The 11,951-nt window shown below is 31.5% G+C and carries 14 protein-coding genes; 7 read left to right on the plus strand and 7 right to left on the minus strand.

What is annotated here, in order from left to right; genetic code table 11:
• Window positions 1–67: 67 nt before the first annotated feature.
• Entirely contained in the window at window positions 68–1,015 is a 948-nt protein-coding gene (locus ADIWIN_RS17115; protein ID WP_040757668.1) for a DUF5694 domain-containing protein, read from the minus strand.
• A 95-nt stretch (window positions 1,016–1,110) separates the two neighbouring features.
• Window positions 1,111–1,908, minus strand: coding sequence for a LytTR family DNA-binding domain-containing protein (locus tag ADIWIN_RS17120; protein ID WP_020897120.1), 798 nt, complete (start codon window positions 1,906–1,908; stop codon window positions 1,111–1,113).
• Window positions 1,909–1,978: 70 nt separating this feature from the next.
• Between ADIWIN_RS17120 and truA the strand changes: the two genes are divergently transcribed.
• Window positions 1,979–2,764 (plus strand): tRNA pseudouridine(38-40) synthase TruA, encoded by a 786-nt coding sequence (truA, locus tag ADIWIN_RS17125; protein WP_020897121.1) that lies wholly within the window; start codon window positions 1,979–1,981, stop codon window positions 2,762–2,764.
• 247 nt (window positions 2,765–3,011) lie between these two features.
• On the opposite strand, the gene ADIWIN_RS17130 is transcribed toward truA, so the two are convergent.
• Entirely contained in the window at window positions 3,012–3,233 is a 222-nt protein-coding gene (locus ADIWIN_RS17130) for a hypothetical protein (protein WP_020897122.1), read from the minus strand.
• 251 nt (window positions 3,234–3,484) lie between these two features.
• Between ADIWIN_RS17130 and ADIWIN_RS17135 the strand changes: the two genes are divergently transcribed.
• The 3 genes from ADIWIN_RS17135 (at window position 3,485) to ADIWIN_RS17140 (ending at window position 5,432) form a co-directional block, all read left to right on the plus strand.
• Window positions 3,485–4,390: a mechanosensitive ion channel family protein gene (locus ADIWIN_RS17135; RefSeq protein ID WP_020897123.1), complete on the plus strand. Its 906-nt coding sequence runs from the start codon at window positions 3,485–3,487 to the stop codon at window positions 4,388–4,390.
• Between the two features lie 115 nt (window positions 4,391–4,505).
• A complete protein-coding gene (locus ADIWIN_RS20945) occupies window positions 4,506–4,676 on the plus strand; it encodes a hypothetical protein (RefSeq protein WP_020897124.1) in 171 nt (56 codons plus the stop codon).
• 78 nt (window positions 4,677–4,754) lie between these two features.
• Window positions 4,755–5,432 carry a DUF2461 domain-containing protein gene (locus tag ADIWIN_RS17140; protein WP_020897125.1) on the plus strand — a complete coding sequence of 226 codons (678 nt, stop codon included), beginning with the start codon at window positions 4,755–4,757 and terminating at the stop codon, window positions 5,430–5,432.
• Here ADIWIN_RS17140 and ADIWIN_RS17145 read toward each other — a convergent pair.
• The gene (locus tag ADIWIN_RS17145; protein ID WP_020897126.1) at window positions 5,427–5,873 is read right to left on the minus strand and encodes a hypothetical protein; all 447 of its coding nucleotides are present in this window, start codon (window positions 5,871–5,873) and stop codon (window positions 5,427–5,429) included. The two genes, ADIWIN_RS17140 and ADIWIN_RS17145, sit on opposite strands and share 6 nt — an antisense overlap.
• Before the next feature lie 11 nt (window positions 5,874–5,884).
• Entirely contained in the window at window positions 5,885–6,301 is a 417-nt protein-coding gene (locus tag ADIWIN_RS17150) for a hypothetical protein (RefSeq protein ID WP_020897127.1), read from the minus strand.
• Window positions 6,302–6,484: 183 nt separating this feature from the next.
• Between ADIWIN_RS17150 and ADIWIN_RS17155 the strand changes: the two genes are divergently transcribed.
• Complete coding sequence (locus ADIWIN_RS17155; RefSeq protein WP_020897128.1) at window positions 6,485–7,378, plus strand: DUF72 domain-containing protein; 894 nt, start codon at window positions 6,485–6,487, stop codon at window positions 7,376–7,378.
• Between the two features lie 47 nt (window positions 7,379–7,425).
• The gene (locus tag ADIWIN_RS17160) at window positions 7,426–7,815 is read left to right on the plus strand and encodes an acyl-CoA thioesterase (RefSeq protein WP_020897129.1); all 390 of its coding nucleotides are present in this window, start codon (window positions 7,426–7,428) and stop codon (window positions 7,813–7,815) included.
• On the opposite strand, the gene ADIWIN_RS17165 is transcribed toward ADIWIN_RS17160, so the two are convergent.
• Window positions 7,812–9,056 carry a mechanosensitive ion channel family protein gene (locus ADIWIN_RS17165; protein ID WP_040757669.1) on the minus strand — a complete coding sequence of 415 codons (1,245 nt, stop codon included), beginning with the start codon at window positions 9,054–9,056 and terminating at the stop codon, window positions 7,812–7,814. The genes ADIWIN_RS17160 and ADIWIN_RS17165 overlap by 4 nt on opposite strands.
• Window positions 9,049–9,342 carry a DUF3817 domain-containing protein gene (locus tag ADIWIN_RS17170; protein WP_020897131.1) on the minus strand — a complete coding sequence of 98 codons (294 nt, stop codon included), beginning with the start codon at window positions 9,340–9,342 and terminating at the stop codon, window positions 9,049–9,051. Before ADIWIN_RS17170 ends, ADIWIN_RS17165 begins: the two co-directional genes overlap by 8 nt.
• A gap of 136 nt (window positions 9,343–9,478) precedes the next feature.
• Between ADIWIN_RS17170 and ADIWIN_RS17175 the strand changes: the two genes are divergently transcribed.
• Window positions 9,479–11,947, plus strand: coding sequence for a zinc-dependent metalloprotease (locus tag ADIWIN_RS17175; RefSeq protein WP_040757670.1), 2,469 nt, complete (start codon window positions 9,479–9,481; stop codon window positions 11,945–11,947).
• The last annotated feature ends 4 nt before the right edge of the window (window positions 11,948–11,951 follow it).

Below are 11,951 nucleotides of genomic sequence, written 5' to 3' on the forward strand. Positions count from 1 at the left end.
CTTAATTAGAAACAGCCATAATTGTAAGATTATGGCTGTTTTGTTTTTGCGGTAATTTTAAGAAAGTTTAGTCACCAGCAAGCACAATTTTTAATTCAGGATAATTAGCCTGTAATTCTTTTTTTAAACCAATAACATGAGACGCTCCCACAATAACAATACTTCGTTCTGAATCTGAAGCCGCAACTTGGTCTCCTATGTTTTTTGCCATTCTCATGTTGCGTTCATTCCAATAACGTTCTCCTTCCGTGCAACCTTCTGTTTGTACAGCAACATATGTAAACGAACTCGATTTGTGTAATTGCTCTAATGATTTTTCTTTATTGGTATGTTTTCCTAATCCTCTAAAAATGGCAGGTAATATTGCTGAATTGTACGCCTTTTTATTCAGTTTACTGTTAATGGCGTTATTTCCATTATGCTGACCTTCTTTGCTACATTTAGTCCAAGCGTTATGGTATTCTTTATTGGTACGTTGGTCGTCCATTGACATTAATAACTTTGTGTTTTGACTTAATGCCAGTTTAAAAGTAAGATCACCATCTTCATGTTGTGTTGGTTTTTTTGAGCCCTGAATGCCATGTTTTTTTATGTAAGTGTAAAATTCGTGATTAGCATTATCTCTATTATGAGCAAATGTCGTAATCATAAAATCTAAATCATCAGCTGTCATGCTTAAAAATGATTTTTCTAGAATAGAATTATACGTTTCAATATTTGGAGTAAAAACGGTTTGAATAGAATCTGATAAATAATAAAAAGCTTTGTAATTTTTAGACCAACCATCTTTTAAATATTCCCAACTCAACGTATCGTTACCTCGTGGACTTTCAACATAGATTGCCGTAGGATTGTATTTTTTGGCACGTCTTAACATGGGTTTGTAGCTGTTCTTTACAATATTAGGAACGGTATGCATGGTTCCTACAATTAGGATTTCTTTTTTAGCTTCTTGAGCGTTTCCAATTGATGTTGAACTAAATAAAATGATAATAAAAGTGAATAGCATTCTCATAATTAATGTGTTTTAGAGTTAAACTTTCTTGAAGCAAACTTACATTTGAAAATGCAATTAATACACTAATAATAGGTGTTTGGGGTGAAATGACCTTAGTTTGTGGTAGAATTAATCCTCGCTTTTATATCATTTTTATACGTTTTAGAAATGGGTACTTCTACTTGGTGATTAAGAATTACTAAAAGCTTCCCGTTTTCTGTTTTCCAGCGTTGAAAATGAATCGGGTTAATAAGATAAGAACGATGAGCGCGAAGTAATTCTGGAAATTCATATGCAATAACTGAAAGTTTATTTCTAATTAATGTTTTTTTCAAATTAGGTCCCGAGAGATAAAAAACTTCAATATAATTATCCGAAGATTGAATGCTAATTACGTCGTTTAATTGCAAATGTAAACCTTCATAATTCCCTTCTCCCTTAATTTCAATTTTTTGATCTTCTAATTGTTTTTCATAATATTTTCCGAAGCCAAACCGACCGATTAATATAATAGGTAATATGGTAGCAATTGCAGGCAGAAATATAGAAATAAGCATGTAACCAAAAGTGTTCGGATTAGGTTCATTTGCCACCACAATAAATAAGTAATAGCATCGTGCAATTATAATGGTCACTATAGAAAAGGTAAGTATGAAGGTTAGCTCGCTAAAAACGTTCCATTGCTTTTTTAGTTTTAAATATAAAAAATTCTGAAAAGGTAAAAATAGCAGATAACAAAAGCCAGCAACGAAACCATAACCGGGTAAGAAAATTAGTTTTTCAGTATTAGACAACTCATTAACGTCTAATGGTTCTGTGAAATACAAAAACATAAATACCCAAATCGCCAAAAGCAAACTAATTATTAAATGATGTTTTATTAAGGGATCAAAGGGGTAAAGTCTTTTCAAATTTCAATTTTTGAACTATAAAAGTAAGCATTGCTTTTGGAATCGTCAATAAAATTACGTTCTTGTCATTATGTTTGATAAACGCTACTATTATCTTATTAAAATTCAATATTTAGGCTATCGTTTTCATGGTTGGCAAAAACAACCCGATGTTAAAACGGTTCATCTAATGATAGATCGAACGCTAAAATATATTTTTCAAGACATACGATTTAAGACTTTAGGATCAGGACGAACAGACGCTATGGTATCTGCGAACGAAGCTGCTTTAGAATTATTTATTTATAATGAACCCATTCAAGATTTTGATGCTTTTTTAGATCTATTCAATCATAATTTACCTCAAGATATACGCGCTTTATCTATAGAAGAAGTTGATAAGGCATTTAATATTATTCAAGATTCTAAGCTAAAAGAGTATCATTATGTGTTTTCTGAAGGTCAGAAAAATCACCCATTTTGCGCTCCAATATTAACTACAATTCTAGAACCTCTTGATGTTGAACTTATGAAAAAAGGTGCCAAGTTGTTTGAAGGGCATCATAATTTTAAAACTTATTGTTATCGTGCTACTAATAAAGGTGAATACATAAGAACGATTGAATCTTCAGAAATTGTGGATAACGATATATACGTCGCAAATTTTTTTCCAGAGAAAACCTATGTTTTTAAAGTCATTGGAAAAGGATTTATGCGAAACCAAATACGATTAATGGTTGGCTGCTTAATAAAGTTGGGTAGAGGAGAGGTGACTTTAGATTATATTGAAGCTACCTTGAAAAAAGAAAGCACAGAAGTGATGGATTATATAGCACCAGCTTCAGGTTTAATTTTACATTCTGTAAATTTTGAATAAAAAAGGTATTAATTCTAAGAACTAATACCTTTTTATAATTGGTTGGTTATACTTTCATCTTTTGATTTTGAATTAATAACGCGCAGTTATTTAAATTCAAAAATCTAAGCATGCTTAAATAAAAGAGATTTACTTCTATTTCATTACATAGAAAAAGCACAAATAGTGCTTAATTACTTTTCAATGTAAAATAAATAGCGATGTGTTAATTTGTATAAGAAATTAACGAAAAAACAAACTCTAATATTTATTCTGCTACGTGCACTTTAGGATCTTTGTCCACAAATTTTCCATTGACAGATTCACCTAAAATGATAACTTCTTTAGAGCGCTCGTACATTTTTATAGCACGATGCATCTGTAATTTAGTCCCACTGTAAAGTTTTACACCTGATTTTGAGCCTTTGTTTCTAATCTCAATATAGAAACCGTCCTTTAGTGCTGTTGGTCTTGTTGCTGGTCTACCCATAAATATATAGTCTGTTTTAAAAAGTTGTGCATAATAGTAAATATTATAATAACTCGCAAGTTTATTCGTAAACAATTATCAACCGAGTTATTTTATGGGATTCGCACTGTGAAGTATAAGGTCACTTTTCAATAATTAAAAGCCTGTATTTGTAGATTTATTCATATTGATTAGCGTTAAAACTCATAGGATAAGAGCAAATTTTATCTTTCTATCCTATAGATATTTGCAAATAAGAATAATTAATTAATATGAGAGAACAGTTCAATACAGCATTAGGAAATTTAATAGATAAGTTAATTGGTTGGTTTAATGCCATAATAGAAAATATTCCAAATTTTATTTTAGCCATTTTAGTGATGGTCGCATCATATTTTGCGGCCAAATATGTAAGTCGACTCGTTAAAAAGGTCGTTTCTAATCGTATTGAACAAGATTCTATAAAAAACGCTTTGGCTAGAGTAGTAGCTGTATTAGTTGTTATGCTAGGTCTATTTATAGCTTTAGGAGTTTTAAATTTAGGAAAAGCCCTTACATCGTTGCTAGCTGGTGCAGGTGTCGTAGGTTTGGCCATCGGTTTAGCATTACAGGGCACTATTGCTAATACCTTTGCTGGACTTGTATTATCTTTTAGGAAGAAAATTCAAATTGGTAATTGGGTTGAGACTAGTGGATTTTCAGGAGAAGTCATAGATATTAACCTTAAAGATTTTACGCTAAAAGAAGCGGATAATAATATTGTAATCATTCCCAACAAAACAATTTTAGAGAATCCTATGAAAAATTATTCTCTAACCACTAAAATGAGAATTTTTCTAGAGTGTGGTGTGGGCTATGAGTCTGATTTAGAAAAAGTACAACAACTGACTAAAGAAGTTATTGCTAAATCTTTTGACCATGTAAAATCGCCAGATGATGTTGAGTTTTATTATACAGAATTTGGAGATAGTTCTATTAACTACTTGTGCCGATTTTGGATTGATGCCGATAGTATGCTCGAAAAAATGAGAGCAAAAACAAAAGCTATTATCGAAGTTAAAAAAGCGTATGATGCCGAAGGTATTAATATTCCTTTTCCAATTAGAACTTTACAATTTGGTAATAAATTAGATGTTAAATCTGCAGAACAGAAAACGTCAACACCCAACAACTCATAGTATCTAAAGCGATAGGTTCTTTTCAATTGAGTCAAAACTCTTAGGGTAAGAGCCAATCACATCGTATTTGATTGTAGATATTTGTAGTATACATTAACCATTAAAACCAAAAACAATGAAAAAATTCAGTTATTTATTTATAGCCCTATTTAGCTTAAGTTTAATGACAACGAGCTGTAGAGAGCAAAAAGATACAGGAGACAAAATAGAAGATGCAATTGACGATACAGGAGATGCAATTGAGGATGCTGCAGATGATGTTGAAGACGCAGTAGATGATAATTAGTAATAAGCATTCTAAATATTAAAGTAAAAAGCCATCGTTTAGATGGCTTTTTATATTTTTATAAAAATTTAAATTCCCATGAGTCATTCTATCCCTAAAGAAACTTTTACCTTTTTTAATAAACTCGAAAAAAACAACGATCGTGATTGGTTTAATGAGCATAAACCAGAATTTAAAGCTGTTGAAACAAAGGTAAAAGCAGCATTTAACTATTTGGGAGAATTAATGAATGTTCACGACCAAATTGAAAAACTAAAAATATTTAGAATTTATAGAGATGTGCGGTTTTCTAAAAACAAATTGCCGTACAAAACACACTTTGGTGGTTCGTTTGCAAGAAAGAAACCTGAGTTAAGAGGAGGCTATTACGTACATATTCAACCAAACAATGAATCTTTTATTGCGACAGGATTTTGGGATCCTAGCAAAGAAGACTTACTACGGATTAGAAAAGAATTTGAAATGGACGATAGTGAAATGCGTGCTATTTTAAACGATAAAACATTTAAAGCTACGTGGGGAGGCTTTACTGGAGATGAGTTAAAAACCGCACCAAAAGGCTTTGATAAAGAACATGAAGCGATAGATTTAATCAGAAGAAAGCAATTTATCTTCGTTAAAAAATACACGGATAAAGAAGTCCTAGCAGATGATTTCCTTGTTGAAATGAATCAGGCTTTTAAGAATGTTAGACCATTTTTTAATTACATGAGTGATGTGCTCACAACAAATCTAAACGGTGAATCGCTATTATAGCACATCTTTAATTTCGTAACTTTTCTCGTTAAACTTAAATTGATCCCCCTTTTTACGATTTTTAAGAAGTTGTCCTAATGGAGAGGCCAAAGAAATAATGTAATATTCAGAATCTTCCACTTCAACTTTTCCTAAGCTTAAGGCAATATAAAAAGTGATGCTATCTGTTTTAACCAAGCTGCCTAAAACAACGTTGTCAGAAACCAAATTTGGCCGAACTAGTTTTAATTGTTCGCGCATTTTGTTAGCATCATTAAGATAATTCATGTTTTTTTCTAAATCATCTAATAATTTAGAATTTCCTGAATCATCATCTTCATTGCTCACTTTATCATTGTTTTCAATAGATTCTTTAATTAATTCTATCTCATTTTTGTAACCTAATACACGTTTATCTGCATATTTTGTACAAAGTTCTAATAATTGCGTTTTTATTTTCATTAAGGATGAAGCTAAACTTCCTGAAGAATTTCAGTTGGTGTAAATATTTGAATACTTTGAATTAAACGTTCTTTTACAATGTTCATCATACGTTTATTTAAAGCCGATGAATTTTGAATATAAAGTTCATATTCTTCAACTGTAAACTGACCAATGATCATTCCTTTTAAAGCGTTTCGGAATTTAATGTCTTTCTGAATCGCATTAGAAATATAATTGATTCGTTTTTCCAACGATAATTCAGAGAAAACATTTTTGTGTTTTACAATATAATTTTTAAAAACAGCTATAAGTAAATCGTGTTGTAACTTAATTATAGGTCGTAAAGTTTTATTCTGAAATGCTTCATCTGCACTTGTACCTTGGTGTATTTTCGCAGATAAAATTTCGGGCCTTATGGATAGTAGGTTATTAAATCTTGTAGTCATAATCTATTTGATTTAAGGATTAATTCTGAATTAAAATTAAGAAAATAGGCAGCATGTCTGTTTGTGTAGATATTATCTTGTTAACGTTCTTATTAACATTTTGTATTCTAATATTACTAAATCGAATAGAACTACTATCGAATACTACATTCTAAATTTTATCTTTGAATAAAATATTGAGTTATGAAATTCGGTAGTGTAGATAACCCAGGAGATATAGATTTCACCTTGCCAATAGACCAGTCGGACACTTTAAGAGTGTTGCAGAAAAAGACACCTGAAAGATTCAATGTTTTTGTAGGTTGTGCTAAATGGAACAAAGCAGATTTAAAAGGGTTTTACCCTAGAGGCACTAAAGATGAATTAGAATACTACTCACGTCAGTTTAATTCAATTGAATTAAATGCTACGTTTTATAGAATATTTCCATCGGAACAATTTTCAAAATGGTACGATAAAACACCACCGAATTTTAGATTCTTCCCAAAACTTAATCAAGAGATTAGTCACTGGAAACGTTTAAATGAAGACATTACACCGATTGTTGATAATTATCTGTATAATGCTATAAATTTAAAAGAAAAACTAGGCTGTGTCTTTCTTCAAATGCATAATAATTTTGCACCAAAAGATTTTGATCGTGTTGTAAATTTTGCAGAAAGTTGGCCAAAAGAAATACCTTTAGCTATTGAGTTTAGACACACAAGTTGGTATAACGACAAAGTTATAGCTGAAGATTTATATCAACTTTTAGAAGAAAATAATATTTCAAATATTATAGTAGACAGCGCTGGTAGACGCGATATTATGCATATGCGATTAACCAATTCTAGAGCTTTTGTGCGTTATGTTGGCGCTAATCATCAAAGTGATTACAAAAGATTAGATGATTGGGTCGAACGTTTAAAATTATGGAAGGCTAATGGCATTGAAGAAATAGACTTTTTTGTGCATCAGAATATTGAAAAAGAATCACCTTTACTGTCTACTTATTTTATAAAACAATTAAATGCCGAATTGGGGACTAATTTAAAAATCCCAAACGACGATTCAAATTCACAACAAAAACTTTTATAATAACATATCATAAGCTAAAGGTTAATGGTTAATAAAGAAAAAAACATATGAGATTTCACACAAGAAAATGGGTAAAACCCGAAGATTTAAATCCTAACGGTTCTTTATTTGGAGGACAGCTTTTAGCTTGGATAGATGAAGAGGCTGCGTTATATACCATCATTCAGTTCGAAAATTCTAAAATTGTTACCAAATTTATATCAGAAATTAATTTTATGAGTTCTGCTGCACAAGGAGATATTGTTGAATTAGGTATTGAAGTTCTCAAATTTGGTAAAACATCGCTAACCTTAAAATGTGAAGCCAGAAATAAAATGACCAGAGAAACCATATTAACTGTAGATAATATAGTTATGGTAAATTTAGGATCTGACGGCAAACCTGCACCACACGGAAAAACTCGAATAGAGTTTGTTAAAGATAGATTAATAGGTTAATCGTTAATCTTGTTACCTAAAGAGAGCTCGTAAATTTCTAAATCAAAGTATTTTACAGAAGCTAGTACATGGTCAAAGATATCTCCTAGTATATATTCATAATTTTTCCAACGTTGATCACTGCTAAATGCATAAATCTCCATAGGAATACCTTGGGATGTTGGTTCTAACTGACGTACCATTAATGTCATATCTTTATTGATGGCAGAATGATTTTCAATATATGTTTGGAGGTATTTTCTAAATACACCAAAATTGGTAAGGTTTCTTCCGTTGATTAAAGCAGACTTGTCTATATTATGTTGTGTATTAAATGTTTCAATTTCGGTACTGCGTGTTTTTAAGTATTCAGAAATTAATTGAATTTTCCCAAAACGTAGAATATCTTCATCACTAAGAAAATTAATAGTAGATGTCTTAATAATAACGGAGCGTTTAATACGTCGTCCGCCAGAATCCATCATACCTCTCCAATTCTTAAACGAATCTGAAATTAAAGCATAAGTAGGAATTGTAGTTATTGTTTTATCCCAATTCTGGACCTTCACCGTCGCTAGGTTTATTTCAATAACATCACCATCTGCACCATATTTTTCAAAGGTAATCCAATCTCCAATTCTTACCATATCATTTATGGAGACTTGGATGCTGGCAACAAAACCTAGGATGGTATCTTTAAAAATCAATATTATTACAGCAGAAGCTGCACCTAATGTTGTTGCGAATTTTATAAATGAAACACCTGTTATAATAGCTAAAATTGAAAAGAACCCAAGAAGCCAAGCAAAAATCATAAAGACTTGCACGTAGCTGTCAATTGGTTTGTCTTTATATGCGTCTAAAGTTTTTAGGTAATCTTTTATAGAACTTAAGAAACTTCTAATAATTTGAAGTGTCAGAAGAATAGTTATAACTTTTAACGTTTTTTCAATAATATTCTGTGCAACTTCAAAATCTGTAAATACTTGAGGCACAAACTCTATTAAAATTAACAACGGAATGATATGTGCTATATTTCTAGGTAATTTATTGGTGATTAATATATTATCGAAATCCGTTTTAGTCCGCTTGGCAACACTCGATGAAAACCTCCATAAGACTCGTTTCGTAATATAGTCAACTATAAACGCAATCAGTATTAAGGCCAAAAGAAGTCCCAGCATATTAAGATACATAGCTGCATCTTCAGATAAGCCTTTTTCTATTAGAAAATCGTATAAAGTATGTCTTATGTTATGCACGTTTTTTGTTTAAGTATTTTTTATCAATGTAAAAGGTTCCAAAAGGAATAACAGAAGCGAATAAAACAATCCAAAGAGTTCGTGTTGGCCATTTCATATCAGAGCTAATGAGAACAGCAATAACAACATAGGCCATAAATAAAACGCCATGTGGCATTCCTAATAATTTTACATATTGAGGATCTTCATATAAATATTTTATAGGCGTAGCTATAAACAACAATAGGATATATGAAACACCTTCTAACAAAGCTATAATCCTAAAAACAGGTAATAATTTTGGCATAACATTAAATTTTGTGCAAAAATACCTTAGAATTAAGTAATAAGTGCAGATTTTAACAGCTTTTAAGAAATTCCTGAAAAACTAAATTTCTATTAATTATATTTATCGGTATTTTTAATCCATTAGCTTTCAATTTATGAGAAAAATTCTAACACTTACAATATGTTCCTTCATTCTGGTGTCTTGTGCAACAGCACAATCAGCAGGTAATAAAAAATCAAAGAATCAAACAGCACAATCAAAAACGCAAGCTCCCAAAAAGAATAGTAGTAAAATAAAAGATTACGATAAAGTTATAACCAAAGATGCTATTTCAGATAAAGGATTATTTGATGTGCATTTGGTAGACGAGAAGTATTATTTTGAAATCCCAATGGAACATCTAAACACAGATATGTTATTGGTAAGCCGTTTTGCAAAACTACCTTCAAATTTAGGTGGTGGTTATGTAAATGCAGGTACAAAAACCAATACCCGAATGATTAATTGGGAGCGTTTCAAAAACAAAATTCTCATAAAGGAAAAATCATCAAGTGCTGTAGCATCAGATAGTTTGCCAATTAACGTTTCTGTAAAATCTAACAATTACGAACCTACATTATATGCTTTTGACATTGCGGCATTTTCTAAAGATTCTTCTTCAGTAGTTATTGATGTTACAAGTTTTTACGATTCAGATGTAAAAGCCATCAGCGGACTAGGATCACGATTGCGGTCTACTTATAAAGTGAAAAATTTAGACAAGTCCAGAAGCTTTATTAATTCTGTAAAAAGTTTCCCTGAGAATATTGAAGTGATTCAAGATTTTACGTATAACGCGTCTAATCCTCCAGTAAATACAGGAGATGAAACCATCAGTATTCAAATGAATCAATCGATGATTCTATTACCAAAAACACTAATGCAACCACGTCTTTTTGATGAACGTGTAGGTTGGTTTACTTTGAGCAAATATGACTATAGCAGTGAAGAATTAAAATCGGATAGAAAAACTTATTTGAGACGTTGGAAATTAATTCCAAAAGATATTGAAGCTTATAATAGAGGAGAGTTAGTTGAGCCTATAAAACCTATAGTTTATTATTTAGATCCTGCGACTCCAATGAAGTTTCGATCTTACATGAAAGAAGGTATTGAGCTTTGGCAAAAAGCTTTCGAAGCTGCTGGGTTTAAAAATGCAATCATCGCAAAAGATCCACCGACGAAAGAAGAAGATCCAGATTTTAGTCCAGAAGATATAAGGTATTCTGTCGTAAGATATGTTGCTAGTACTACAAGAAATGCAACAGGACCAAGTGTTTCCGATCCTAGAAGTGGTGAAATTATTGAAAGTGATATTATTTGGTATCATAACCATTTACGTTCGTACCGTAATCGCTACTTGTTAGAAACTGGTGCGGCAAATCCGTTAGCAAGAACTTTAAATACTCCGGATGCAGAAATTGGAGAAATGATGAAAATGGTTATTGCACACGAAGTTGGCCATACACTCGGTTTACCTCATAATATGAGTGCGAGTTATGCTTACGATGTCGAAAGTTACAGAGATGGCGACTTCACGCAAAAAAATGGAATTGCAGCGACCATCATGGATTATGCGCGTTACAATTATATTGCACAACCTGGTGATGAGAATATTCGATTTGTAAGACAATTAGGACCTTACGATGACTATGCTATTAATTACGGTTACAGATATATCGATGATGCAAAATCTGCTGATGATGAAAAAGCGACATTAAGTAGTTGGATTATAGAAAAAGCTGGTGATCCTATTTATAAATTTGGAGGTCGTGGTAGTTATGATCCTACAGCACAAACTGAAGATATTGGAAACAATAGTATTAAAGCAAGTACATACGGCCTCAAAAACTTAAAAATTGTTGCTAAAAATTTACCAAGTTGGACGAGTGATAAAACAAATAACTATGAAGATTTAGAAGAACTTTATGGAGAACTGCTAAGTGTTTGGAGTCGTTATGTCGGTCATGTCGTAACTCATGTTGGTGGAGTAGTGGAAGAGACTAAAAACCCTTCTCAAGAAGGAGATGTTTTTAATCCGGTTTCTAAATCAGATCAGAAAGCAGCGTTGAGCTGGTTACAAGAAAATGCTTTTGAAACACCAAATTGGTTAATAGATAAATCGATTCTTCAGAATATAAATTACGCTGGTTACACAGATCGTATTCGAAGTTTACAAGCGAGACATCTAAATAATTTATTAAATTTTGAGCGTTTAGGTCGATTGATAGATCACAGTGCTTTGGATTCTAAGAATTATTCAGCATTAGAATTATTGAGCGATATAAGAACTGGTATATGGTCTGAAGTAAAATCTGGTGCAAATGTTTCAGTTTTTAGACGTAATTTGCAGCGTGTTTATTTAGATGCTATGTTTAACTTAATGACAGAAGATTTAGATCCAAATCGTAGCCGACAGTATTATAATGTTAATCAATCTGATGTTAGAGCTTTGGTTAGAGGTGAGTTAAGTGTTATAAAACGCATGCTTAATTCAGCATCTAAAACCAATATAAATACAGAAACTAAATACCATTATCAAGATGGTATTGAACGCATTAATAACATATTAGACCCAAAATAAGAAT

This window comes from Winogradskyella psychrotolerans RS-3 (genome assembly GCF_000427335.1).
GTDB classification, from domain to species: Bacteria; Bacteroidota; Bacteroidia; order Flavobacteriales; family Flavobacteriaceae; genus Winogradskyella; species Winogradskyella psychrotolerans.

Excerpts from the sequence above, each read along its gene's own strand:
- ADIWIN_RS17115 (WP_040757668.1), bottom strand. The coding sequence starts at position 1,015 with ATGAGAATGCTATTCACTTTTATTATCATTTTATTTAGTTCAACATCA.
- truA (WP_020897121.1), top strand. The coding sequence starts at position 1,979 with ATGTTTGATAAACGCTACTATTATCTTATTAAAATTCAATATTTAGGC.
- ADIWIN_RS17130 (WP_020897122.1), bottom strand. The coding sequence starts at position 3,233 with ATGGGTAGACCAGCAACAAGACCAACAGCACTAAAGGACGGTTTCTAT.
- ADIWIN_RS17135 (WP_020897123.1), top strand. The coding sequence starts at position 3,485 with ATGAGAGAACAGTTCAATACAGCATTAGGAAATTTAATAGATAAGTTA.
- ADIWIN_RS20945 (WP_020897124.1), top strand. The coding sequence starts at position 4,506 with ATGAAAAAATTCAGTTATTTATTTATAGCCCTATTTAGCTTAAGTTTA.
- ADIWIN_RS17140 (WP_020897125.1), top strand. The coding sequence starts at position 4,755 with ATGAGTCATTCTATCCCTAAAGAAACTTTTACCTTTTTTAATAAACTC.
- ADIWIN_RS17145 (WP_020897126.1), bottom strand. The coding sequence starts at position 5,873 with ATGAAAATAAAAACGCAATTATTAGAACTTTGTACAAAATATGCAGAT.
- ADIWIN_RS17150 (WP_020897127.1), bottom strand. The coding sequence starts at position 6,301 with ATGACTACAAGATTTAATAACCTACTATCCATAAGGCCCGAAATTTTA.
- ADIWIN_RS17155 (WP_020897128.1), top strand. The coding sequence starts at position 6,485 with ATGAAATTCGGTAGTGTAGATAACCCAGGAGATATAGATTTCACCTTG.
- ADIWIN_RS17160 (WP_020897129.1), top strand. The coding sequence starts at position 7,426 with ATGAGATTTCACACAAGAAAATGGGTAAAACCCGAAGATTTAAATCCT.
- ADIWIN_RS17170 (WP_020897131.1), bottom strand. The coding sequence starts at position 9,342 with ATGCCAAAATTATTACCTGTTTTTAGGATTATAGCTTTGTTAGAAGGT.
- ADIWIN_RS17175 (WP_040757670.1), top strand. The coding sequence starts at position 9,479 with ATGAGAAAAATTCTAACACTTACAATATGTTCCTTCATTCTGGTGTCT.